At 71.5% G+C, this 24,547-nt stretch carries 16 protein-coding genes and 1 tRNA gene; 9 read left to right on the top strand and 8 right to left on the bottom strand.

Going from position 1 to position 24,547, the window contains the following annotated elements:
* Window positions 1–58 precede the first annotated feature (58 nt).
* Together ACZ5ID_RS14280 and ACZ5ID_RS14275 are read left to right on the top strand one after the other, a co-directional pair.
* Window positions 59–841 (top strand): S1 family peptidase, encoded by a 783-nt coding sequence (locus tag ACZ5ID_RS14280; protein WP_468897245.1) that lies wholly within the window; start codon window positions 59–61, stop codon window positions 839–841.
* Window positions 842–1,167: 326 nt separating this feature from the next.
* Window positions 1,168–4,248 carry an endo-alpha-N-acetylgalactosaminidase family protein gene (locus tag ACZ5ID_RS14275; protein ID WP_468897243.1) on the top strand — a complete coding sequence of 1,027 codons (3,081 nt, stop codon included), beginning with the start codon at window positions 1,168–1,170 and terminating at the stop codon, window positions 4,246–4,248.
* A 105-nt stretch (window positions 4,249–4,353) separates the two neighbouring features.
* On the opposite strand, the gene ACZ5ID_RS14270 is transcribed toward ACZ5ID_RS14275, so the two are convergent.
* On the bottom strand, window positions 4,354–6,117 hold the full coding sequence (locus tag ACZ5ID_RS14270) for a beta-galactosidase (protein ID WP_468897241.1): 1,764 nt from the start codon (window positions 6,115–6,117) through the stop codon (window positions 4,354–4,356).
* 122 nt (window positions 6,118–6,239) lie between these two features.
* Here ACZ5ID_RS14270 and ACZ5ID_RS14265 point away from each other — a divergent pair, with 122 nt between their 5' ends.
* The 5 genes from ACZ5ID_RS14265 to ACZ5ID_RS14245 all read left to right on the top strand — a co-directional run bounded on the left by ACZ5ID_RS14265 (window position 6,240) and on the right by ACZ5ID_RS14245 (window position 12,962).
* Window positions 6,240–7,127 carry a helix-turn-helix domain-containing protein gene (locus ACZ5ID_RS14265; protein ID WP_468897239.1) on the top strand — a complete coding sequence of 296 codons (888 nt, stop codon included), beginning with the start codon at window positions 6,240–6,242 and terminating at the stop codon, window positions 7,125–7,127.
* An 11-nt stretch (window positions 7,128–7,138) separates the two neighbouring features.
* Window positions 7,139–7,441 carry a chorismate mutase gene (locus tag ACZ5ID_RS14260; RefSeq protein ID WP_358836478.1) on the top strand — a complete coding sequence of 101 codons (303 nt, stop codon included), beginning with the start codon at window positions 7,139–7,141 and terminating at the stop codon, window positions 7,439–7,441.
* An 84-nt stretch (window positions 7,442–7,525) separates the two neighbouring features.
* Entirely contained in the window at window positions 7,526–10,012 is a 2,487-nt protein-coding gene (gene pepN / locus ACZ5ID_RS14255) for an aminopeptidase N (protein ID WP_468897237.1), read from the top strand.
* Between the two features lie 176 nt (window positions 10,013–10,188).
* A complete protein-coding gene (locus tag ACZ5ID_RS14250) occupies window positions 10,189–11,553 on the top strand; it encodes a pyridoxal phosphate-dependent decarboxylase family protein (protein ID WP_468897235.1) in 1,365 nt (454 codons plus the stop codon).
* Complete coding sequence (locus tag ACZ5ID_RS14245; protein ID WP_468897233.1) at window positions 11,550–12,962, top strand: lysine N(6)-hydroxylase/L-ornithine N(5)-oxygenase family protein; 1,413 nt, start codon at window positions 11,550–11,552, stop codon at window positions 12,960–12,962. The genes ACZ5ID_RS14250 and ACZ5ID_RS14245 overlap by 4 nt, the downstream gene beginning before the upstream one ends.
* Here ACZ5ID_RS14245 and ACZ5ID_RS14240 read toward each other — a convergent pair.
* Window positions 12,959–14,758: a bifunctional metallophosphatase/5'-nucleotidase gene (locus ACZ5ID_RS14240; RefSeq protein WP_468897231.1), complete on the bottom strand. Its 1,800-nt coding sequence runs from the start codon at window positions 14,756–14,758 to the stop codon at window positions 12,959–12,961. The two genes, ACZ5ID_RS14245 and ACZ5ID_RS14240, sit on opposite strands and share 4 nt — an antisense overlap.
* Before the next feature lie 183 nt (window positions 14,759–14,941).
* Window positions 14,942–17,125: an NPCBM/NEW2 domain-containing protein gene (locus ACZ5ID_RS14235; protein ID WP_468897229.1), complete on the bottom strand. Its 2,184-nt coding sequence runs from the start codon at window positions 17,123–17,125 to the stop codon at window positions 14,942–14,944.
* A gap of 239 nt (window positions 17,126–17,364) precedes the next feature.
* Between ACZ5ID_RS14235 and pyk the strand changes: the two genes are divergently transcribed.
* Window positions 17,365–18,801 carry a pyruvate kinase gene (pyk, locus tag ACZ5ID_RS14230; RefSeq protein WP_468897228.1) on the top strand — a complete coding sequence of 479 codons (1,437 nt, stop codon included), beginning with the start codon at window positions 17,365–17,367 and terminating at the stop codon, window positions 18,799–18,801.
* A 121-nt stretch (window positions 18,802–18,922) separates the two neighbouring features.
* Here pyk and ACZ5ID_RS14225 read toward each other — a convergent pair.
* Window positions 18,923–18,995, bottom strand: a tRNA-Leu gene (locus tag ACZ5ID_RS14225).
* 102 nt (window positions 18,996–19,097) lie between these two features.
* Here ACZ5ID_RS14225 and ACZ5ID_RS14220 point away from each other — a divergent pair.
* Window positions 19,098–19,748: an ANTAR domain-containing response regulator gene (locus ACZ5ID_RS14220; RefSeq protein WP_358835146.1), complete on the top strand. Its 651-nt coding sequence runs from the start codon at window positions 19,098–19,100 to the stop codon at window positions 19,746–19,748.
* Window positions 19,749–19,864: 116 nt separating this feature from the next.
* Here the strand turns inward: ACZ5ID_RS14220 and ACZ5ID_RS14215 are convergent, their stop codons facing one another.
* Genes ACZ5ID_RS14215 through ACZ5ID_RS14200 form a run of 4 tightly spaced genes read right to left on the bottom strand, consistent with a single transcriptional unit; the run spans window position 19,865 to window position 24,337 of the window.
* Window positions 19,865–20,581, bottom strand: a complete 717-nt coding sequence (locus ACZ5ID_RS14215) for an ABC transporter ATP-binding protein (RefSeq protein ID WP_406552837.1) — start codon at window positions 20,579–20,581, stop codon at window positions 19,865–19,867.
* On the bottom strand, window positions 20,578–21,606 hold the full coding sequence (locus tag ACZ5ID_RS14210) for an ABC transporter ATP-binding protein (protein WP_468897227.1): 1,029 nt from the start codon (window positions 21,604–21,606) through the stop codon (window positions 20,578–20,580). Before ACZ5ID_RS14210 ends, ACZ5ID_RS14215 begins: the two co-directional genes overlap by 4 nt.
* Before the next feature lie 5 nt (window positions 21,607–21,611).
* A complete protein-coding gene (locus ACZ5ID_RS14205) occupies window positions 21,612–23,399 on the bottom strand; it encodes a branched-chain amino acid ABC transporter permease (RefSeq protein ID WP_468897226.1) in 1,788 nt (595 codons plus the stop codon).
* Between the two features lie 5 nt (window positions 23,400–23,404).
* A complete protein-coding gene (locus tag ACZ5ID_RS14200; RefSeq protein ID WP_406552834.1) occupies window positions 23,405–24,337 on the bottom strand; it encodes a branched-chain amino acid ABC transporter permease in 933 nt (310 codons plus the stop codon).
* Window positions 24,338–24,547: the final 210 nt, after the last annotated feature.

The following is a 24,547-nucleotide window of genomic DNA, read 5'->3' as shown; positions in this document are numbered from 1 at the left end:
ATGTCATCCCCACGGTGTGTCGGCGCGCGGACGTCCACCCCCCACGAAGGGCAGTCCCTTGAAGAACACACTCACGCGCGTCCTCAAGAGATGCGTCGCCGTCGCCGCGGTCACCCTCGCCGCGTTCACGCTCCAGCCCGCCACCGGCGCCTCGGCGTCACCGACGCCCGTGGTCGGCGGAACCCGCGCCGCCCAGGGCGAGTTCCCGTTCATGGTCCGCCTCTCCATGGGGTGCGGCGGCGCCCTCTACACCCAGCAGATCGTCCTCACCGCCGCCCACTGCGTGAACGGCTCGGGCGCCAACACCTCCATCACCGCGACCACGGGGGTCGTCGACCTCCAGAGCAGCAGCGCGGTCAAGGTGAAGTCGACCAGGGTGCTCCAGGCGCCCGGCTACGACGGCAAGGGCAAGGACTGGGCGCTGATCAAGCTCGCCAAGCCGGTCGCCCAGCCCACCCTCAAGATCGCCACGAACACCCAGTACAACAATGGCACCTTCACCATCGCCGGCTGGGGCGCCCGCAGCGAGGGCGGCGGCCAGCAGCGCTACCTCTACAAGGCGACGGTCCCCTTCGTCTCCGACGCCCAGTGCCAGCAGGCGTACGGCAGCGATCTCGTCCCGAGCGACGAGATCTGCGCCGGCTACGTCGACCAGGGCGGCGTCGACACCTGCCAGGGCGACTCCGGCGGCCCCATGTTCCGCAAGGACAACGACAACGCCTGGATCCAGGTCGGCATCGTGAGCTGGGGACAGGGCTGCGCGGAGCCGGGCTACCCGGGCGTCTACAGCGAGGTCTCGACCTTCGCGGCCGACATCGCGAAGGCGGCGGCGACGCTGTAGCTCCACGGGCCGGCCAGGACTCGGTGCGGGCCGTCCCGGACCGGTGCGCGCCGATCCCGGCCGGCCCGTGCGACCCCCGTTCGTCCGCGGGCCGTGCCGGCTCGCGCACGCGGTCCCCGGCGCCCCCGAGGTGGCCGGCCGCAGCCGGGGAACCGGCTCGGCCCAGGGCTCTCCGGGGCGCGGGGAACCGCGCGACCAGCCACCCGCCGGCCCCCGGACGAGCCGCTGAGTCCAACAACCCCGCCCATTTGTCCATGGGCGCACCCCACCCGCCCAGCCCATCGTGACCTGGCACGAGACACCCCGTCGCAACCCAGGAGGCTGTCGTGAACGCCGAAGAGACACGCGGACCGAAGCGGAGGACCGTGGTCGCGGCCACCGCGCTCGCCGGGGCGGGGGCCGCGCTCGGCGCGCCCGGCACCGCCCGCGCGGCGGCGACCGGCGAGGGCGTCATCCGCTCACCCCACCTGGAGGTGAGGGTCGACACCGCCTTCCCGCGCGTCATCGCGTACACCCACCGCCCCACCGGCGCGAAGCTGTACGGGCAGCAGGACCCCGTCACGACCGTGCTGGTCGACGGTGTGGCCCACACACCCGCCGTCACCGCGCGCACGGCCCGCGACCGAGCCGCGTACACCCTCGCCTTCGGCGGCACGGGCACCTGCGTCGACGTGGAGATCCGCGTCGACGCCGACCGTGTCCACTGGCGCGCCACCCGTATCCACGACACCCCCGCGCTGCGCATCGGCACCCTTCAGATCCCCGGCCTCGCCCTGCTCTCCGTCCGCGCCGACCAGCCGGGCGCGGTCCTGTACGCGGCCCGGATCCAGCTGGACAAGGCCAGGAGCGGCGACACGCTCGTCCGCCTCACCGCGGACACCGCCCCGGACGCGGCACCCGTCGGCTGCGCCTACGCCGTCGTCGCCCACGACACCCTCGGCGGCGCCGTCGAGACCAACACCGTCTACGACGAGCCCGCCAGCGCCGCCGGGACCACCTGGGAGAACGGGCGGCTGTGGCGCCAGACCGTACGGCGGGACGGATACGTCGAGGCCCGGCTCGTCCCGGGCCAGTGGACCCACCGGGCCGCCACCGCCGCCGTGGACGACACCGAGCCCCTGCCGTACGCCACCGTGATCGTCACCGGCGACCGGAACGGCGACGGCACCGTCGACTGGCAGGACGCGGCCATCGCCTTCCGCGACATCATGGTGAACCCGCTCGGCGCCGACGAACAGCATCTGCGGGTCGTCCCGCACATCCCCTTCAACTTCGCCTCGCAGGCGACCAACCCGTTCCTGGCCACCCTCGACAACGTCAAGCGGATCTCGCTCGCCACCGACGGGCTGCGCCAGTACACCCTGCTCAAGGGCTACCAGTCCGAGGGCCACGACTCGGCCCACCCCGACTACGCGGGCAACTACAACGAGCGCGCCGGCGGCCTCGACGACCTCAACCACCTGGTCCGCGAGGGCAAGAAGTGGAACAGTGACTTCGCCGTCCACGTCAACGCCACCGAGTCCTACCCCGTCGCCCACGCCTTCTCCGAGACGCTGGTCGACAAGGCGAACGAGCAGTGGGACTGGCTCGACCAGTCGTACCGCATCGACCAGCGCCGCGACCTGGTCTCCGGTGACATCGCCCGCCGCTTCGCCGCGCTGCGCCGCGACACGGACCCGGCGCTGGACGGCCTGTACATCGACGTGTTCCGCGAGTCCGGCTGGACCTCCGACCGCCTCCAGCGCGAGCTGCGCGCCCAGGGCTGGCTGGTCGCCTCCGAGTGGGGCCACGGCCTGGAGCGCTCCTCGCTCTGGTCGCACTGGGCCAACGAGACCGACTACGGCGGCGACACCTCGCGCGGGATCAACTCCCGGCTGATCCGGTTCATCCGCCACCACCAGAAGGACGTCTTCGCCGACAAGTGGCCGACCCTGCTCGGCCACTCCCGGATGGGCACCTTCGAGGGCTGGGTCGGCAAGACCGACTGGACGGCGTTCTACGAGCTGATCTGGACGCACTCGCTGCCCGCCAAGTACCTCCAGGCGTATCCGGTCCGGCGCTGGGACGAGCACGAGGTCACCTTCTTCGGTCCCGGCGCCACCTCGGTCTCCGACACCGACGGCACCCGCCGGATCACCACGGACGGGCGCGTGGTCTACGACGGCGGCGCCTATCTGCTGCCGTGGGAGCCGCGCCGCGCGGCCGACCCGGCCAAGCTCTACCACTACAACCCGGCCGGTGGCACGACCCGCTGGCGGCTGCCGCGCGGCTGGTCCGGGGCCCGTACGGTCGTCCTGTACCGGCTCACCGACCAGGGCCGTGCCGACGCGCGGGAGCTGCCGGTCCGCTCCGGCACGGTCACCATCGAGGGCGCGGCGGCCGGGCAGCCCCATGTCGTCGTGCGCGAGCGGGCCCGCGCCCGTGACCCGCGCTGGGGCCAGGGCACGGGCCTGTACGACCCCGGCTTCCACTCCGGCTCCCTGAAGGGCTGGACGGTCAGCGGCCCGGCCTCCGTGCGCCGCAGCGCACTCGGCGACTACGAGCTGGTGATCGGCGCCGGCGCGGCGGCCTCGGTCGGCCAGCGTCCGGCCCGCCTCGCGCCCGGCACCTACGCCGCGTCCGTGCAGGTCGAGGTGGGTGAGCGGGCGGGGGAGCGGCGGGTGGCGGCCCTGGAGGTGCGCACTGCCGACGGGGTGTGCGCCCGCACCTGGACGGCGACCTCCACGGCCACCAACTTCGTCGCCGCCGACCGCAAGCACGGCACCCGCTTCCAGCGGATGTTCACCCACTTCACGGTCCCCGAGGGCGGCGGCCCGGTCGAGCTGAGCCTGTGCGCCGAGGCGGGGGAGGCCCGGGTGCGGTTCGACAACGTACGGATCGTGCCCGCCCGGCCCACCGTCAAGGAAGGTGCGCTGGTGTACGAGGACTTCGAGAACGTGCCGCAGGGCTGGGGCGTCTTCGTCAAGGGCGACGCGGGTGGTGCCACCGACCCCCGCACCCACATCGCGCAGCGGCACGCCCCGTACACCCAGCGGGGCTGGAACGGGAAGGCGATCGACGATGTGATCGACGGCGGCCAGTCGCTCAAGTCGCGCGGCGAGAACGAGGGTCTGGTGTACCGGACCGTGCCCTTCACCGTCCGCTTCCTGCCCGGCAGGCGCTACCGCGTGGCCTTCCGGTACGCGTGTGAGAAGGCCGGACAGTACGCGTGGGTCACGGCCGTCGACGAGGGCTCCGGCACCCGCGAGCTGAGCCGGGAGGTGTTCGGGGAGGCGACCGGGCCGACCGTGTTCGGCTACGAGTTCACGGCCCCCGCGAGCGGCGAGGCCTGGGTCGGGCTGCGCAAGGCCGGGGACGACGGGACGGCGGAGTTCACACTCGACGCGTTCGAGGTGCGCGAGGCGTAACCGGGGGAACCGGGAACTGCCCCGCCCCCTCCGGAGGGGGCGGGGCAGCGGCCGTACCCGGGGGGCAGGAGAGGGCCAGGCGGTGTTCCCGGGGACCTTCGAGCGCTAGTGGAGCGTCACTTCCGCGCCCGTCGCGTCCTCCGCCTCGGCCTCCCACACCCATACCTCGTTGGCCCGCTCCCGCAGCACCGCCCCGGGAACATGGAGGGACCGCTGCGGACCGGCGTTCCAGTACCGCCCCAGGCAGAAGCCGTTGACCCAGACGAACCCCCGCACCAGACCGCGCGGTTCCAGGCGCGCGTCGCCCGCGTCCGGGGCGTCGAAGGTGCCCCGGAACAGCCCCCGCCCCGCCCCCGCGGGCGCACCGAAGGACAGCCGCCGCATCCGCTCCGGGTCCGCGAGCGCGTCCTCGAAGGCGTCCAGCCGCAGGCCACGCGCGCGTACGCCGTGCAGGAACTGGCGTTCGTGGAGCACCCCGCCGGTGATCCCCTTCGGCTCACCGAGCGTCGGCCCGTAGTTGACGCGCCCCAGCGACTCCACCCACAGCTCGATCTCGGCGGGCCCCGCGACCGGCTCCGGCAGCACCGCGTCGTCCTCGGTGAGCACCCCGGCCCGCACCCCGTCGACAAGGACGACGGCCCGGTCCCGCAGACCCAGCACCCGCAGCGGATACGGCTGCCGCGGACCGGGCACCTCGAACCGGTAGCGCACCACCCCCCGGTCCACGTCCAGCTCCTCGAACGTCGGCGGTACCGCGTGCACCTCCTCCGCCGTCCCCAGCGCCTCCAGTACCTCCTCGGCCGCCACCCACCCCGTCAGCGGCACGGTGACCGGCGCGCCCCACCGCGGCGGCGCGGGCGGCGGCGCGGGAAGCGGCTCCCGGGCGTACTCGGCGAGCACCTCGCGGAACGCCCAGAACTTCGGCGTCGGCAGGCCGTACTCGTCGATGGGCGCGTCGTAGTCGTAGGAGGTGACGTCCGGCCGGAGCGGGCCCAGATGCTCCACGCCGTCCCGGTTGGCGCCCGCCCACCCGGCGAAGCTGGTGCCGCCGTGCGCCATGTAGAGGTTGACGGAGGCACCGCACTCCAGGATCTCGCGCAGCACCCCGGCCGCCTCCTTGGCGTCCCGCACCACCGGCTCCGCGCCCCAGTGCTCGAACCAGCCGCACCAGAACTCCATGCACATCAGCGGCCCCCCGGGCCGGTGGCGGCGCAGCACCTCGAAGCCCTCGCGGGCACCCGAGCCGAAGTTCGCGGTGGCGAGCAGACCGGGCACGCAGCCGCCGCTCAGCATATGGTCCTCCGGCCCGTCGGAGGTGAACAGCGGTACGGTCACGCCCAGTTCGCCCAGCAGGTCCGCGAGCGCCCGCAGATACACCTGGTCCGTGCCGTAGCTGCCGTACTCGTTCTCCACCTGCACCATGAGCACCGGACCGCCCCGGTCGGTCTGCCGGGCCACGACCTGCGGCAGCAGCGCGCCGAACCAGCGCTCCACATGCCCGAGGTACTCCCGGTCCCGGGTGCGCACCCGCCGCCCCAGCGCCCCCGTCAGCCAGTGCGGCAGCCCGCCGTTGTCCCACTCGGCGCAGATGTACGGGCCGGGGCGCACGATCGCCCACAGCCCGGCCGCGTGCGCCGCGTCCAGGAACCGGCCGAGCGCCTCGGGGTCCCGGAAGCGGCCCGGGGCCGGCTCGTGCAGGTTCCACGGCACATACGTCTCGACGCAGTTCAGCCCCATCGCCCGCAGCATCGCCAGCCGGTGGCCCCACCGCGACTCGTGCACCCGGAAGTAGTGCAGCGCCCCCGACAGCAGCCGCACCGGGCGTCCGTCCAGCAGAAAGTCCCGCTCACCCACGGTGAAGTCGGCCATCGGCCCCGCCCCTCTCTCGTTCCGCGCCCCCACCACTGTCACCCCTGGCGCGGGCCGGGGTCCATGGACAAAGATCGGCGCTGATTGGACGCAAAAAGGTGACGGGAGGCGGCACGGGCGGCATGTACCACACCTGGATGCGCTACTTCACGCCGAGCCAGGTCCACCACCGGCTCGGCCTTGTCTGCCTGGGCGTCGGCCTGCAGCACGGCACCCTGCCCGCCGTCGGGCCGCGCACCCTGGACCACCACGTCGCCGTGGTGATCGGCGCGGGCGGCGGCTGGTTCGAGGGCACGGACGGGCGGCGGGTCGCCGTCACCGCGCCCGCGCTGATCTGGCTCACCCCGGGCGTGCCCCACCACTACGGACCCGACCCGGCCACCGGCTGGGACGAGTCGTTCGTCGACTTCGCCGGACCCGCCACCGCCACCTACACCGAGCTCGGCTACATCGAGCCCGACCGGCCCGTCGTCCCGCTCGCCGACACGGCCGGCGCCCGCGCGGCCGTGGGCCGGATCGCCCGGGCCGCCCGCCGGGGCAACCCGCTCCTGGAGGTCGAGACGGCCGCCGCCGTCCACGAACTCCTCGTCGCCCTGCGCCGCGCCCGCGCCGACCTCGCGCCCGACGGCGACCCCGTCCTCCAGGCGCTCGCCCGCGACGCCTTCCAGCCGCTGTCGGTGGCCGAGCACGCCGCCCGGCACGGGATGACCCCCGCCGAGCTGCGCACCGCGGTCCGCCGGGGCGCCGGGTGCAGCCCCAAGGACTATCTGCTCGGCATCCGCCTCGGCCGGGCCAAGGAACTGCTCGCCGCCACCGAGCTGCCGGTCGCCGCCGTGGCCCGCCGGGTGGGCTACGACGACCCCGCCTACTTCTCCCGGCTGTTCACCCGGCGTGTCGGCACCGCCCCGGTCCGCTTCCGCGAGCAGCAGGGAAGGGCCGTCCCCGGCGGCTGGAGCGAGAGGATCCCGGATCCTGAACACCCTCCGACGATCCCCGGCCCGGCCACGTAAGCTCGACGACCATGACCACGATCGACCCCTCCGTGCAGGCGGAACTCGCCCGGCTCCGGGACAGCATCGACAACATCGACGCGGCCGTCGTCCATATGCTCGCGGAGCGCTTCAAATGCACCCAGCAGGTCGGCCACCTCAAGGCCGAGCACAAGCTGCCGCCGGCCGACCCCGCGCGCGAGGCCCAGCAGATCGACCGGCTGCGCCGCCTCGCGGAGAACGCCAAACTGGACCCGGCCTTCGCCGAGAAGCTCCTGAACTTCATCATCGCGGAGGTGATCAGGCACCACGAGACGATCGCCAAGTCCTCGTGAGCCGTCCGTCCGCCGGGCGCGTGCGCTGAGAGCGCAACACCATCCCGATGTGCCGGCCGGGGCACATCGGGCAGCATGGCCTCCATGTCCGTACTGACGCGCGACGAAGCGCAGACCCGTGCCCGGCTCCTCGACGTCCAGCGGTACGAGATCGACCTCGATCTCACCACCGGCGAGGAGACCTTCGACTCCCACACCGTCATCCACTTCACCGCAACGGCGGCCGGAGACACCTTCGTCGAGGTCAAGCCGGCCACCCTGCGCTCGGTCAGCCTCGACGGGCAGCCGCTGGACCCCGCCGCCCTCACCGGGAACCGTCTCGCGCTCACCGGCCTCACCGAGGGCCCGCACGAACTGCGCGTCGACGCGGAGATGACGTACTCGCACACCGGAGAGGGACTGCACCGCTTCACCGACCCGGCCGACGGCGAGACCTACCTCTACACCCAGCTCTTCATGGAGGACGTCCAGCGCGTCTTCGCCGCCTTCGACCAGCCCGACCTCAAGGCCGCCTTCGACCTCACCGTCACCGCCCCCGAGGGCTGGACCGTCCTGGCCAACGGCATCACCGAACACCAGGGCGGGGGCCGCTGGAAGGCCGCCACCACACCACTGCTCTCCACCTACCTCGTGGCGCTCGCCGCCGGCCCCTGGCACTCGATCACCACCGAGCACGCCGGCCTGCCCTTCGGCCTGCACTGCCGCCGCTCGCTCGCCCCCCACCTCGACGCCGACGCCGACGAACTCTTCGAGATCACCCGGCAGTGCTTCGACCGCTACCACGAGAAGTTCGACGAGCCCTACCCCTTCGACTCCTACGACCAGGCCTTCGTGCCCGAGTTCAACGCGGGCGCGATGGAGAACCCGGGTCTGGTCACCTTCCGCGACGAGTTCATCTACCGCTCCGCCGTCACCGACACCGAGCGCCAGACCCGCGCCATGGTCGTCGCGCACGAGATGGCCCACATGTGGTTCGGCGACCTGGTCACCCTGCGCTGGTGGGACGACATCTGGCTGAACGAGTCCTTCGCCGAGTACATGGGCTACCAGACACTCACCGAGACGACCCGCTTCACCGACACCTGGGTGGACTTCGGCATCGTCCGCAAGACCTGGGGCTACGACGCCGACCAGCGCCCCTCCACCCACCCCGTCGCCCCCGACCCGGCCGCCGTGCCCGACACCGCCTCCGCGATGCTCAACTTCGACGGCATCTCCTACGCCAAGGGCGCCTCCGCGCTGCGCCAGCTGGTGACCTGGATGGGCGAGAAGGACTTCCTCGCGGGCATCAACACCCACTTCGAACGCCACAAGTTCGGCAACGCCACGCTCACCGACTTCATCGATAACCTCGCCTCCGCCACCGACCGCGACGTACACACCTGGGCACAGAAGTGGCTGCGCACCACCGGCGTGGACACCCTCACGCCGGCGGTCGACGAAGCCGACGGCTCCTGGACGCTCACCGTCCGGCAGGACGGCGACCGCCCGCACCGGATCGCAGTCGGCGCCTACGACACCGACCCCGCCCGCCCCGGCCGCCTCGTACTGCGCGAACGCCACGAGATCGACGTCCCCGGCGCGCCCCTCACCCGCCCCGGCGCCCGCCCCGCGCTCGTGCTCCTCAACGACGGCGACCTCTCCTACGCCAAGGTGCGCCTGGACCCCGAGTCCTGGGAGACCGCCCTGCGCTCCCTGTCCGGACTGCCCGACCCCCTCGCCCGCGCCGTCCTCTGGAACGCCGCCCGCGACATGGTCCGCGACGGCCGGCTGGCGCCCGCCGCCTATCTGGAGGCCGCCCGCGCCCACCTGCCGTACGAGTCGGACCTCGCCGTCGTGCAGGGCGTCCTCGTCTTCGCCGCCGCCCAGGCCGCCGACCGCTACCTCCCCGACAGCGCCCGCCCCGCCGCCCTCGCGCTCCTCGGCGAGCTCACCCGGGACCTGCTGCGGCGCACCGAGGACGGCGACAACCCGGGCCTGCGGCTCATCGCCGTACGCCACTTCATCGACTGCGCCGCCCAGCCCCACACCATCCAGGAGTGGCTGGCCGACGGGAGCGTGCCCGGCGGCCCCGAGCTCGACCCGGAGCTGCGCTGGCGCGTCCTGAACCGCCTCGCGGTCCTGGGCGCGGTCTCCGAGGCGGAGATCGACGCCGAGCTGGCCCGCGACCACAGCGCCACGGGCGAGGAGGGCGCCGCCCGCTGCCGCGCCGCGCTGCCCGACCCGTCGGCCAAGACGGCCGCGTGGGCCGCGATGTTCGAGGGGGACACCCTCTCCAACTACCTGTTCACCGCCACCGCCCAGGGCTTCTGGCAGCCCGAACAGGCCGACCTCCTGAGGGAGTACGTGGCCGCGTTCTACGTCGACGCGGTCCCGCTGGCCGCCCGGCGCGGCCCCGCCATCGCGGAGGCGGCCGGCCGCTATGCCTTCCCGCACTTCGCGGTCGACGAGGAGGCGGTGGCCCTCGGCGAGGCCTGCCTGTCCCGCGACGACCTCCTGCCGGCGCTGCGCCGCAAGCTGACCGACCAGGTCGACGACCTGCGCCGGGCACTGGCGGTACGCAACGCCTGACCGGCCGGGCCCGGTCACCGGGGTGGCGTGCTCATACCAGCGCGCCACCCCCCGGCACCCCGCCTCCGGGGGCCAAGTACCACTTTCGGGTTGAGATCGCCCCGCGGGGCGGCCCCACCGCGCCGCGACGCCCCACGCTGGTGGAGCCGTCGTTCGCGTACCCGAAGGACCCCCCCATGCCCACCCCGCCCCTAGCCGGCGGCCCCACCGGCCCCGCCGCCCTGCGCCCCCTCCTCGGCGTCGTCCTGGACGCGCTGGGCGAGGGCGCGGCGGCCCGCGGCGGCCCGCTGCCGCCCGGCGGCCCCGAAGCCGTGGCCCTGCGGGTCCGGGCCGCGGTCGGCGAGGTGTTCCCCGCGCACGGCACCGGCGCCGAAGAGGCACTGGACACCCTGGTCGGGGCCCTCGCCGAAGGCGCGGCCGACCCCGCCGACCCGCGCTGCGCCGCCCATCTGCACACCCCGCCACTGGCCCTCGCGGCAGCCGCCGACCTCGCCGCCTGCGCCCTCAACCCGTCCCTGGACTCCTGGGACCAGGCCCCCGCCGCCGCCGAACTCGAAGCCCTCGTCACCCGGGCGCTTGCCGCCGAGTTCTGGCCCGGCGGCGACGCGCTCGTCACCAGCGGCGGCACCGAGTCCAACCAGCTCGCCCTGCTCCTGGCCCGCGAACGGCACGGCAACGTCCAGCTCGTCCGGGGCGCCAACGCCCACCACTCGCTCACCCGCGCCGCCTGGCTGCTGGGACTGCCGCGGCCCGTCACCGTCCCCGCCCCCACCGGCACCCTCGACCCCGCCGCCCTCGACGAAGCCCTCACCGCCCTGCACGGGCCCCTGCTCGTCGCCGCCACCGCAGGCACCACCGACACCGGAGCCATCGACCCGCTCCCCGAGATCGCCGCCCTGTGCGCCCGGCACGGCGCCGAGCTGCACATCGACGCCGCGTACGGCGGCCCCCTGGTCTTCAGCGACACCCAGCGCGGCAAGCTGCACGGCCTGGAACACGCCCACTCCGTCACCCTCGACCTGCACAAACTCGGCTGGCAGCCGGTCGCCGCCGGGCTCCTCGCGGTCCCCGATCCGGCCCGCCTCGCCCCGCTCGCGCACACCGCCGACTACCTCAACGCCCAGGACGACACCGAAGCGGGCCTGCCCGACCTCCTCGGACGCTCCCTGCGGACCACCCGCAGACCCGACGTACTGAAGATCGCCGTCACCCTCCGCGCCCTCGGCCGCACCGGACTCGCCGCCCTCGTCGACCGCACGGCCGGGCTCGCCCAGACCCTCGCGGACCTCGTCGAGCGACACCCCGGACTCGACCTGTACGAACGGCCCGCGATCTCCACCGTCCTGTTCCGCCCGGCCGGCGCCACCGACGGCGAGGTCGCCGCGATCCGCCGCGCCCTGCTCACCGAGGGCCGGGCCGTGCTCGGCCGGGCCCGCGCCGACGGGCGCCTGTGGCTCAAGGCCACCCTGCTCAACCCCCACACCACCACCGGCGACCTGGCCCAGCTCCTCAAGACCGTGGAAGGCAGCACCCCGCGATGACCGCACCGGAACCCGCCCAAGACATCGACCGTCCGCACGACCTGGTGGGCATCGGAGTGGGCCCCTTCAACCTCTCGCTCGCCGCCCTCGCCGACGGGGTGCCCGGCGGCCTCTCCACCGCCTTCTACGAACAGCGCCGGGCCTTCCACTGGCACCCCGGCCTGCTCATCGAGGGCACCACCCTCCAAGTCCCGTTCCTGGCCGACCTGGTGACCCTCGCCGACCCGGCCAGCCCCTGGTCGTTCCTCAACTACCTGCGCCACCGCGAACGGCTCTTCCCGTTCTACTTCGCCGAGCGCTTCCACATCCAGCGCACCGAGTACGACGCGTACTGCCGCTGGGTCAGCGAGAACCTGCCGGGCCTGCACTTCGGGCACCAGGTGGACGCCGTGCGCTGGAACGCCGAACGGGAGGTGTTCGAGGTCGACTACACCCAGCTCGACGCCCACGGCCAGGCCGAGGCGCTGGGCCGCGCCTTCGCCCGCAACCTGGTCCTGGGCGTCGGCACCGAGCCGTACGTCCCGGAGCCCCTCAAGCCGCTCGCGGACGCGCCCGCCGTGCCCGTCATCCACTCGGCGGACTACCTGGACCACCGCGAGCGGTTCCTCGCCGCCGACCACGTCACCGTCGTCGGCTCCGGCCAGTCCGGCGCCGAGGTCTTCCTCGACCTGCTGCGCAGCCGCCCGCCGGGCCACGAGGGCCTCACCTGGCTCGCCCGCACCGAGACCTTCGCACCCATGGAGTACTCGAAGCTGGGCCTGGAGCACTTCACGCCCGACTACACCCGCTACTTCCACGCGCTGGCCGAGCCCGTCCGCGACGAGCTGGTGCCCCGGCAGTGGCAGCTCCACAAGGGCATCGACGCCGGCACCATCGCCGCCATCCACGACGAGCTCTACCGCCGCACCCAGCACGGCGGCTGGCCCGACGCCACCCTCACCCCCGGAGTCAACGTCCGCACCGCCGGCCGGGTCGCCACCACCCGGATCGAACTGCATCTGGAACACGCCCAGCAGGGGGTGCGCTCCCGGCTGACCACCGACGCGGTGATCCTCGCCACCGGCTACCGGGAGCGCCCGCTGGCCCGCGTACTGTCCGGGCTCGACCCCTATATGCGCCTGGACTCCTCCGAACGCCCGCGCATCGACGCGGACTTCCGGCTCGTCCTGGACGCCTCGGTCACGGGAGCGGTCTACGTCCAGAACGCGCAGCGGCACACCCACGGTGTGGGCGCCCCCGACCTGGGCCTGGCGGCCTGGCGCAGCGCGGCGATCCTGAACACCCTGACAGGCAAGGAGCCGTACCCGCTCCCCGCCCGCACGGCGTTCACGACGTTCGGCCTCACCCGCCCCGAGGTACCCCGCCCGGCCCCGAGGACCCCGGAGGGCCTGATCCCCCTGGAGGGCTAGAAGACAGGGACTCCGTCCCGGACCAGCTTCCAGTCCGCGGAAGCGAACGTGGCGGGGTCCACGACCCCCTTCGCCTTCACCCAGGCGATGATCGTGTTCCGGATCTCCTCGGAGTTCGCCCACACCTGCTTCGCCCCCGCGACATGGGGGAAGTTGCCGCCGCCGTTGGCGCGGTAGTTGTTGACGGCGAGCACGAACTGCGCGGCCGGATCGAGCGGCTTGCCCTGGAAGGAGAGGTTCACGATCCGGGAACCGGCCGGCTTGGCGACGTCGATGTCGTACACCAGCCCCGACACCGCGTCGTAGTTGTAGTCCGGCGTGTTCTCCGCGTTCGTCAGCTTCGCCGGATCCACCGGCGCCCCGGCCGGCGTCTGCACGTAGTACCGAGCCGAGAACTCCAGATAGTCCTTGAGCTGCGCACCCGTCAGCACCCGCGCTTCGAGCGTGTTCTCGAACGGGTACAGCCCGGCCGCGTCCTTGATGGTGACCTGGCCCGCCGGGATGACGGCCGTACGCGAGAAGCAGGACGCCTGCGACAGCACCGGCAGCGCCGCGTACGCGCCACCCGCGAGCGCCGCCTTCACCGTGTCCACCTGGACCGCGTTGATCAGGTCGATGATCGGCTCGTCCTTCCAGGCCGCTTCGGCGGTGCTCATCGCCGCCTTCGACGTGCCGATGACCTGGTTGACGTAGGCCACGACCTTCCGGTGCTCGTCGGAGAGCAGCCGGACGATCTTCGGGTCCTCGGCGGCGGTGTTGGAGTTGAGGACCTTCGCACCCGCCTTCTCCACCGTCCAGCGGCCCTTCTCCCACACCAGGTCGAAGTCGAAGACGGTCAGCCGCTGCCCCCACTTCAGCGGCTCCGACAGCACGACCTCCTTGCCGGTCTCCTTGTTCGCCACCCGGTACTCGGGGATCTCGGTGTGCGCGTGCCCGACCAGGATCGCGTCGATCCCCGGCACCTGCTGGGCCACCAGCGCCGCCGCGTTCTCGATGTACGGCAGCTGGTCACCGTAGGAGGAGGTGCCGGAGGACCCCGAGTGGGCCGCCACGATCACCACGTCCGCACCCATCGAACGCAGCTTCGGCACCCACTTCGCGGCCTGCTCCTCCAGGCCCGGGAAGACCATCCTGCCGCTGACGTTGGCCTTGTCCCAGATGGCGATGCCGGGGTTGGTGAGGCCGAGGACCGCGACCTTCACGTCCCGCCCGTGCGGGGTGCACAGCCGCTTGATGACGTACGGCTGGAAGGCCGGCTTCAGCGTCTTGGCGTCCAGCGCGTTGGCGCCGAGCAGCGGGAAGTCGCACTGCTCCTCGAACTTGCGCAGCACCGGGATGCCGTAGTTGAACTCGTGGTTGCCGAGGGCGGCGGCGTGGTAGCCGATCGCGTTCATGGCCTGCGCCATCGGGTGGACCGGGCCGTGCTTGGCCGTGATCGGGTCGACCTTGGCGTAGTAGTACGACAGCTGGGTGCCCTGGATGGTGTCACCCGCGTCGATCATCAGGGTGTTGTGGCGGCCCTTCTCCTTGCGGACCTGCTCCACGAGCGTGGAGATCTTGGCGAGGCCGACGTCGTTGTGGGCCTTGTCGTCGAACTCCTTGTCCGTGAAGTAGTCCCAGTTGAAGACATTGCCGTGCAGGTCGGTGGTGCCCATGACGCTGAACGAGTACCGCTTCGGCGCGTGGCCGTGCCCGCGCTCATGGGCCTCGGCGGGGGCCGCGACGCCCCCGGCTATGGCCGCACCGGCTCCGGCGGCGGCCGTGGTGCCCAGGAACGTCCTACGGTTCAGCGGCATGTGATGCACTCCCTGACGAGGTGTTACGCGCGTAGACGTCCTCGACGCGCGTAGAAGGTCGAGAGGATTTTGGCGCAGAACCGGCCATCCGCAACACCCCTGCCGGGTTTCGATCGGATGACCACGGGAAAACACGACGGTCCCGGGCGGCCTCGCCACCCGGGACCGTGCGCTTCTTCCCGGCTACGCGCAGGTCAGCCGGGGACCCGCCCAGTCGGCGTGGTCGTAGTCGACCCCGTCACCGCCGTCGGTGACCACCAGCCGTACCTCCAGCGCACCGGTGACATCCGCGCTCAGCGTCCGTGCCGCGTCCGCCGACGTCAGCTTCCCGCTCTCGGCGGCGAGCCTGCCGTCCCGCCAGATCTGGAACACCACCGATCCCTTGGTGGTGACCTCGTCGTCCACCCCCACCGCCGTGGTCAGCGAGGAGCAGCCACCGCCCAGGTAGTACGCGACGGAGGAAGCCGCGTGGGTGCCGAGCCCCTTGGCGTACACCGTCCCGTTGACGGTGAGCGGCCGGCCGTCGCCCGCCGCCTGCTCGGCGTTGCTGCGGTCCTTCTCGACCGGCCCCCATCCGTTGACGGCCGAGGACCAGGACAGGTCGCTCAGGTCGTGCGTACCGGCCGAAGGACCGCTGCCGCAGGCCAGCTTGGCGTCGGCCCAGTCGGCGTGGTCGTAGGTGATGCCGTCCCCGCCGTCGGTGACCACCAGCCGCAACGCGGTGCCGCCCCTGAGGTCGGCGCTCAGGTGCTTGGGCCCGTCGGCCGCGGTCCGTACGCCGCTGTCGGCGGCCAGCGTGCCGTCGCGCCAGATCTGGAACCGCACCGACCCCTGGCTCACCGACTCGTCGTCCACGCCCACGTCGACCCCGAGCGAGGAGCAGGCGCCCCCGAGGTGGTAGGTGATCTCGCTGGGCGCGTGGGTGCCGAGGCCCTTGGCGTACGTCGTGCCGCCGATGGTCAGGGTGCGGCCGTCGCCCGCCGCCTGCTCGCCGTTGCTGCGGTCGCGCTCCACCGGGCCCCAGCCGCCCGCCGCCGAGGTCCACGGCAGATCGCTCAGCTGGCTCACGCCGGTCGGCGGCGGCACCGGAGTGCCCGGCGTCACCCGGAACATGACCGTGCCGTGCGCGGGCACCGACGCGCTGATGGTGCCGGTGGTGGTGCTGGTGGCCTTGGACCACAGGTCCTTCAGCGCGTACGAGGACGCCCCGCCGATGCCGATGTCCTGCACCGTCGTGGAGATCGTCCTGGCGGAGGTGGTCTCGTTGGTGAGCGTGACCGAACGGCCCCCGTCGGCCAGCGGTTTCGCCATCACCACGAGACCGCCGGAGCTGGAGACGACCGTGCCCTGCCGGCCCAGCGGGTCCTGGTCCACCGCGATCACATCGGTGTTCTTGAGGATGGCGAGCGTCGAGGCGCTCGCGGTGCGCAGATCGCTGCCGATCAGCAGCGGCGCGGCCATCTGCGACCAGAGGCTGAAGTGGGTGCGGTACTCGGTGTCGCTCATCCCGCCGTTGCCGACCTCCAGCATGTCGGGGTCGTTCCAGGCGCCCGGCCCGGCGTACGGCGCCAGCGGCTGGTTCTGATGGGCGATGGAGATCATGCTCGACCAGGAGTCACTGATGTCCCCGGTGGTCCGCCAGGAGTTGCCGACCGCCGGGGCCCAGGTCCAGGGCTGGTTGGAGCCCCATTCGCAGATGCTGTAGAGGATCGGGCGGCCGGTGGAGCGGGTGGCCGCCGTCAGCGCGTCGCCCATGGCCCGGTAGCGCTGCCTGGCGTCGACGCCGGCGTTGTTGCAGTTGTCGTACTTGAGATAGTCGACGCCCCAGGAGGCCCACAGGTTCGCGTCCTGCTGCTCGTGGCCGAGGCCGCCGGGGAAGCCCTGGACGTCGCAGGTCTTGGTGCCCGCGCTGGAGTAGAGGCCGAACTTCAGGCCCTTGGAGTGCACGTAGTCGGCGACGGCCTTGATGCCGTGCGGGAAGCGCACCGGGTCGGGGACGAGGTTGCCGCTCGCGTCCCGGTTGGGCAGGGCCCAGCAGTCGTCCAGATTGACGTAGGTGTAGCCGGCGTCCTTGAGGCCCTGCGAGACGAAGGTGTCGGCGATGCCCTTGACCATCGTCTCGTTGAACTCGGCCCGGCAGTGGGTGGAGTTCCAGTTGTTGAACCCCATCTGCGGGGTCCGGGCGAGGCCGTTGTCCACCGTCGGGGCGGATTGCGCGGCCGGTTTGGACGACGCGGCTGCGGCGGGCGGCGCGGCCGTGGCGGCGAGGGCGACCAGGCCGCCCGCGAGCAGGGGAAATGCGGCGAGTGCGGTGCCGGCCCGTTTCCTGAACCTTGTGGTTCTTGTGAGTCTCCTGAGCGATGACATGTGCGGCTCCGTCGAGGTAGGGGCGCCGAATTCAACGAGCTCAAACGAAAACGAACATATTTCAGCGTCGAGACCTGAACATGTCAAGGGTTTGCGCGGGGTCCGGGGCCACGTGCCGCCCGCTCATCGGAGCGCCCCGGCGCACAATTCAACAGTTGTCAATAACCCTTCATGCAAAGGTTGTTGAGTAGTCATGCCGGACCAATTCTCTACCGGCCGGTAAGGCCTAGGCTCGAAGCATGCGTCGAGCAAAGATCGTCTGTACCCTGGGGCCCGCCACCGACACGTACGACCAGATCAAGGCACTGGTCGAGGCCGGAATGGACGTCGCCCGCTTCAACCTCAGCCACGGCACGTACGCGGACCACGAGGAGCGCTACCACCGCGTGCGCAAGGCCGCCGAAGAGACGGGCCGCAGCGTCGGAGTGCTCGCCGACCTTCAAGGTCCGAAGATTCGCCTCGGACGTTTCCGTGAAGGCCCCGTACTGCTTGAACGCGGCGACGAGTTCACCATCACCGTGGAGAACATCGAGGGCGACCGCCACACCTGCGGCACCACCTACTCCGGCCTCGCCGACGACGTCACCACCGGCGAGCGCGTCCTCGTCGACGACGGCAAGGTCGCCCTGGAAGTCGTCGGCGTCGAAGGCCCCCGCGTACACACCCGCGTCATCGAGGGCGGCATGGTCTCCGACCACAAGGGGCTCAACCTCCCCGGCGTCGCCGTCTCCGTACCCGCGCTCTCCGAGAAGGACGTCGAAGACCTGCGCTGGGCCCTGCGCACCGGCGCCGACGTCATCGCCCTCTCCTTCGTCCGCAGCGGTCGCGACATCGAGGACGTCCACCGCGTCATGGACGAGGAGAACCGCCGCGTCCCCGTGATCGCCAAGATCGAGAAGCCGCAGGCCGTCGACAACATCGACGACATCGTGGCCGCCTTCGACGGAATCATGGTCGCGCGCGGCGACCTGGGCGTCGAAATGCCCCTCGAACAGGTCCCGATCGTCCAGAAGCGAGCCATCAAGCTCGCCAAACGGAACGCCAAGCCCGTCATCGTCGCCACCCAGATGCTGGACTCGATGATCGACAACTCCCGCCCCACCCGGGCCGAGGCCAGCGACGTCGCCAACGCCGTCATCGACGGCACGGACGCGGTGATGCTCTCCGGCGAGACGAGCGTGGGCAAATACCCGGTGGAGACCGTCCGCACCATGAGCCGCATCGTCGAGGCGGCCGAGGAGGACGTACTCGCCAAGGGCCTGCCGCCGCTCACCGAACGCAGCAAGCCCCGCACCCAGGGCGGCGCGGTGGCCCGCGCGGCGGCCGAGATGGGCGACTTCCTCAACGCCAAGTACCTCGTCGCCTTCACCCAGTCCGGCGACACGGTCAAGCGCCTCTCCCGCTACCGCTCACCGATCCCGCTGCTCGCCTTCACCCCCGACCCCGCCACCCGCTCCCAGCTCAACCTCACCTGGGGCGTGGAGGCCTTCCTCGGGCCGCACGTGGAGTCGACGGACGCGATGGTGGCGCAGGTCGACGAACAACTCCTGAAGATCGGCCGCTGCCGGCGGGGCGACATCGTGGTCATCACGGCGGGCTCCCCGCCCGGGGTCGCGGGCTCCACCAACCTGGTCCGCGTCCACCACATCGGCGAGGACGACAGCCCCACGCGCTGAACCGCACCGCGGCGGGAACGGAGGCCGGGCCGGAGGAGGACCACCCGAGGGCCCGGCTCCGAAGGGCGGGCGCCGACGGGGCCGACCTCAACGATGCGTGACCATGGATTCGCACGAAAAGTACCCCGGGTCGGATTCGAACCGACGCTGGATGGTGTTTGAGACCATTGCCTCTACCGCTGGGCTACCGGGGCATCCTTGGAACCAAAGGTAGGCGGCTACCCGCCGTGACCACACCTTACCGCAGCTGGGTACGCTCTTGGGAAGCAGTGCCTGCCCCGCAACAAGGAGCCCCCGTGACCGCCCCCGAGTCGCCCCAGCCCGTCGCCGACGACGACCAGTCGCACGTCCCGCCGCTGACGACCCGCGTCGTCATCGCCGAGGACGAGGCCCTCATCCGCCTCGACCTCAAAGAGATGCTCGAAGAAGAGGGCTACGCGGTCGTCGGTGAGGCCGGGGACGGGCAGAAGGCCGTCGAGCTCGCCCGGGAGCACCGCCCCGACCTGGTCATCCTCGATGTGAAGATGCCGGTCCTGGACGGCATCTCGGCGGCCGAGCAGATTGCCAAGGAGTCCATCGCCCCGGTCCTGATGCTCACCGCGTTCTCGCAGCGCGATCTCGTTGAGCGGGCGCGGGACGCCGGTGCGATGGCGTACCTCGTGAAGCCGTTCTCCAAGAGCGACGTGGTGCCCGCGATCGAGATGGCGGTCTCCCGCTTCACCGAGCTGAAGGCGCTGGAGCAGGAGGTCGCGGACCTCTCCCAGCGTCTGGAGACGCGCAAGCTGGTCGACCGCGCGAAGTCGATCCTCCAGACGCAGTACGGGCTGACCGAGCCCGCCGCGTTCCGGTGGATCCAGAAGACGTCGATGGACCGGCGCCTGTCGATGCAGCAGGTGGCGGAGGCGGTCATCGAGGACGCGGAGGAGAAGAAGGCAGCGAAGGGGTAGGCGCGGCCTGGTTCTTGTCTCCGGGTGACCTGTGGCTTGTCGCGCAGTTCCCCGCGCCCCTCAACGTGTACGGGCCGCGCCACTCCTCGTGGCGCGGCCCGTACACGTAACCCTTGCTAGTCCTCGCCGAGGTACGTCTTGCGGACGTTCTCGTCGTGGAGGAGGTCCTGCCCGGAGCCGGAGAGCTTGATCTCGCCGACCTCCATCACATGGGCGTGGTCCGCCAGCGACAGCGCGGCCTGGGCGTTCTGCTCGACGAGCAGGATCGTGGTGCCCTGGGCCTTCAGTTCGACGATGGTCTCCATGATCTTCTGCATCATGATCGGGGAGAGGCCCATCGACGGCTCGTCCAGCATCAGCAGCTTGGGCTGGGACATCAGGGCCCGGCCCATCGCGAGCATCTGCTGCTCGCCGCCGGACAGTGTGCCGGCCGCCTGCTTGCGCCGTTCGCCCAGGATGGGGAAGAGCTCGTACGCCCGCTGGATGTCCTTCTCGATGCCGTCCTTGTCGTTCCGCAGGAACGCTCCGAGCTGGAGGTTCTCGGCGATGGACAGTCGCGGGAAGATATGCCGGCCCTCGGGGGAGTGGGCCAGTCCCAGCGACACGATCTTGTGCGCGGGGATGTTGGCCAGCGGCTTCCCGTCGAAGGTGATCCGTCCGCCGGAGGGCTTGAGCAGCCCGGACAGGGTGCGCAGGGTCGTGGTCTTGCCGGCGCCGTTGGTGCCGATGAGCGTGACGACCTGGCCCGCCTCGACGCTGAAGGAGATCCCCTTGACGGCCTCGATCTTGCCGTAGGCGACGCGGAGGTCTTCGACTTCCAGAAGAGCGGTCACTGGGAGTCTCCTTCGGTACGGGTCTTTCGTGGAGCGTCGGCGTCGGCATCGGCTTCGCCGGGGGCGTCGGCGGCGGCCTCGGGCTCGGCGGTGGCCGGAGCGGCGCCCGAATCGGCCTCGGCCGGAGCCGGAGCGGCCTCCGGGGCGGCCTCCGGGGAGGCGGGAGCCTCGGCGGTGACCGCCGCGGCGGCTGCCGCCGCCTCCACCTCCGCGACCTCCTCGTCCCCGGGCGCCCCCTCGAACGGGGTGCCGAGGTACGCCGCGATGACGCGCTCGTCGCCCTGCACCACGTCGGACGTGCCCTCGACGAGCTTCTCGCCCTGGAGCAGCACCGTCACGCGGTCGCACAGGTTGAAGATGAAGCGCATGTCGTGCTCGATGACGAGGACGGCGATGCCCATGTCCCGGATGGCGAAGACCAGTTCCTCGGTGGCGCGGGTCTCCTGCGGGTTCATACCGGCGGTCGGCTCGTCGAGGAGGAGCAGTCCCGGTTCGCTCGCCAGTGCCCGGGCGATCTCCAGCTTGCGCTGCTCGCCGTAGGGCAGGTTGCGGGCGAGGTGGTCCGCCTTGTGTGCCAGGCCGATGAACTCCAGGAGTTCCATGGCGCGTTCGCGGGACCTGGCCTCGGCCTTCTTGAAGCCGGGGCCGCGCAGCAGGGCGGACCAGAGGCCCTCCTTGGTGCGGGTGTGGCGGCCGACGAGCACGTTCTCCAGGACGGTCATGTTGGCGAAGAGCCGGATGTTCTGGAAGGTACGCGCGATACCGGCCTGGGTGACCAGGTGCGGCTTGGGCGGCAGCACGGTGCCCTTGTACGAGACCTTGCCCTCGGTGGGGACGTAGAGCCCGGTGAGGCAGTTGAAGAAGGTGGTCTTGCCGGCGCCGTTGGGGCCGATGAGACCGACGATCTCGCCGCTGTTGACGGTGAGGTCGACGTTGCGTACGGCGGTCAGTCCGCCGAACCGCATGGTGACGCCGGACGCCTGGAGCACGGGGCTGGGGGCGGTGGTGATGGTCTGTGCGGTCATCGTGGTTACGCCTCCGCCTTGGTGACGCCGACGGTGGTGTCCGGAAGGCCCTTTTCGGGGACGTCCAGTTGGCCGGTCTCGTGGAATTCGAGCTGGCGGCGCCGGTTGGCGACGATGCCCTCGGGGCGGAACCGCATCAGCAGGATGAGGGCGACGCCGAAGCCGAAGAGCTCGTACTCCTTGAGGAAGCTGAGCTTCTCGGGGATGAGGTAGAGCATCGAGGCGCCGAGCAGCGGGCCGCTGACCGTGCCCATGCCGCCGAGGACGACGGCCGCGAGCAGGAAGGCCGAGTTGGGCGGGGCCGCGCCGGCGAACTGGAACGGGGTGGGCACCACGCTGTAGTTGACGTGGGCGAAGACCGTGCCGGCGAGGCCGGCGAGGGAGGCGCCGAGGGCGAAGGCGATGAGCTTGACCCGGAAGCCGTTGATGCCCATGGCGGTGGCGGCGGTCTCGTCCTCGCGGATGGCGATCCAGGAGCGGCCGATACGGGAGTTCGCGGCGCGGTTGAAGACGAGCACGATGAGGGCCGTGATCAGCAGCATCAGGAACAGGTAGTTGCCGAAGCGGCCGATGGTGCGTCCGGCGATGTCGTGCGCGGCGCCCAGGTTGAACCCGAAGATCTCCAGGTCGGGGATCTGGGAGATGCCGTTGGGGCCGTTGGTGAGGTTGGGTCCGGAGTGGCCGTCGAGGTTGTTGACGGTGATCCGGAAGATCTCTCCGAAGCCGAGGGTGACGATCGCCAGGTAGTCGCCGCGCAGCCGCAGCGTTGGTGCGCCGATGATCACGCCGAAGACGAGTGAGGCGCTCATGCCGATCAGCGCGGCGGCCCAGAACGGGACCTGCACACCGGAGAAGCGGGAGAACTCGGAGCCGGAGACCAGGGCGGCGGCGTAGGCGCCAACGCCGAGGAAGGCCACGTAACCGAGGTCGAGCAGGCCGGTGAGGCCGACGACGATGTTGAGGCCGAGGGCGACGGTGCCGAAGATGAGGATGTTGGCGCCGAGGTTGGCGTTGTGGTCCTCGCTCTGGGTGAAGGGGAAGATCACGGCGGCGAGGAAGACGGCGGTGGTGGCGAATCCCTTGTGCCGGGCGTTGAGTTCGGTGAACCGGTCGAAGAGGCCGGCGGCGAACAGCGCCATGGAGGCGAAGAGGACCAGGAGCAGCAGACCGATGAAGGTCTCGCTCTCCTCGTCGTCGATGCCGATGCCGTACGTGAAGACGACCAGGCCGAGCGCGGTCGCCAGCGAGATGATCAGTCGCTGGACCCAGCTGGGCACGGGCGCCGCGGCCGGGATGCGGTCGGGCTTGGCGATGTGGTCGCGCAGCGAGCGGCCCGTGCGGGGCAGCGCGAGCGCGCCGATGACGGGCAGCAGGGAGGCGACGGCCGCGACGAACGCGCCGGGCTCCAGGTTGGCGAGTCCGCCGAGGTCGTAGGCGATGGCGATCGCGGTGTACCAGACGACGGCGAACGCGGAGACCGCGGCGAGCAGCACCGGGTTGTTGGTGCCGCCGGGGTTGAGCCAGCCCAGGCCCCGTATCCCGTAGCCCGCGAGGGCGTAGAGCAGGGTGAGCACTCCGGCGACCAGGGTGAGGGTCTGGAGGCCGGCCGGGTAGCCGGTGACGGTGAGGTCGCCGGGGAACTCGGAGGTCCAGGTCCAGGCGAGGAAGGTGGAGGCGATGGTGGCGACGGCGCCGACCGCGACGAGCAGCCGGGCGGCGGACGCGGGCAGCGGAAGGATGCCGCGCGGCTCGGCCGTGGGGGCGACGGTGCTGGTGGTGGTGCTGGTGGTCATGTGGATCACGCCCTGTCCGCGACGCGTTCGCCCACCAGGCCTTGTGGCCTGAAGAGCAGGACGAGGATGAGGAGGACGAACGCCCAGACGTTGGCCCAGCCGGAGCCGCCGAGCTGCTGCATCCCGGGGACGTTGGAGATGTAGGCGCTGGCCATGGTCTCGGCGAGGCCGAGGACCACGCCGCCGATCATGGCGCCGTAGATGTTGCCGATGCCGCCGAGGACGGCGGCGGTGAACGCCTTGAGGCCGGCCTGGAAGCCCATCTCGTACTTGATGGAGCCGTACTTGAGGCCCCAGGCGACACCCGCGACGGCGGCGAAGATGCCGCCGATGGCGAAGGCGATCATGATGATGCGGTTGGTGTCGATGCCCATGAGCTGGGCGGTGTCCGGGTCCTGCGCGGTGGCCTGCATGGCGCGGCCGGTGCGCGAGGAGCGGACGAAGAGCGCGAGCGCCGCCATGCAGAGCGGGGCCGCGGTGATCAGGAAGATGTCACCGGAGCCGAAGGTGATCGAGCCGACGTGGAACGGTCCGCCGGGGAGCTGCGGGAACGGTTCGTCGTTCTTGGCCTTCGGGTACCAGTTGAAGACCGCCTGCTGGAGCGCGAGCGAGAGGCCGATCGCGGTGATCAGCGGTGCCAGGCGTGGCGCGCCGCGCAGTGGTCGGTAGGCGAAGCGTTCCGCTCCCAGGGCGATGAGCACGGAGACGAGCGCGCCGCCGATGAGCATCAGGGGGAGGGCTATCCACATGGATATGCCGTCGGGCAGCACGTAGAGGTAGACCGTGAGTCCGCCGAAGGCGCCGGTCATGAAGATCTCGCCGTGGGCGAAGTTGATGAGCTGGACGATGCCGTACACCATCGTGTAGCCGATGGCGATCAGCCCGTACATCGAGCCGAGGAGCAGCCCGTTGGCCAGCTGTTGCGGCAGGGTGTGCACCGCATGGCCTCCATGTGGATGGGGAGTGAGTGCAAGGGGAGTAGACGTCGGGCCGCGCGGTGGACGGGTTGCCGTGGCCGCGCGGCCCTGTTGTCGTGCGGTGGTGCGGGTGGTGCGGGTGGTGCGGTAGAGCGGTGATGCGGGGTGGTGCGAGTGGAACGGGTGGAGCGGGTGGAGCGCCTGGAACAGGTGTTACGGGTGTTCCAGGCG

Source organism: Streptomyces sp. NPDC031670, assembly GCF_055580545.1.
The sequence above is the reverse complement of the archived record's forward strand: the minus strand, read 5'-3'. Positions and strand labels throughout refer to the sequence as shown.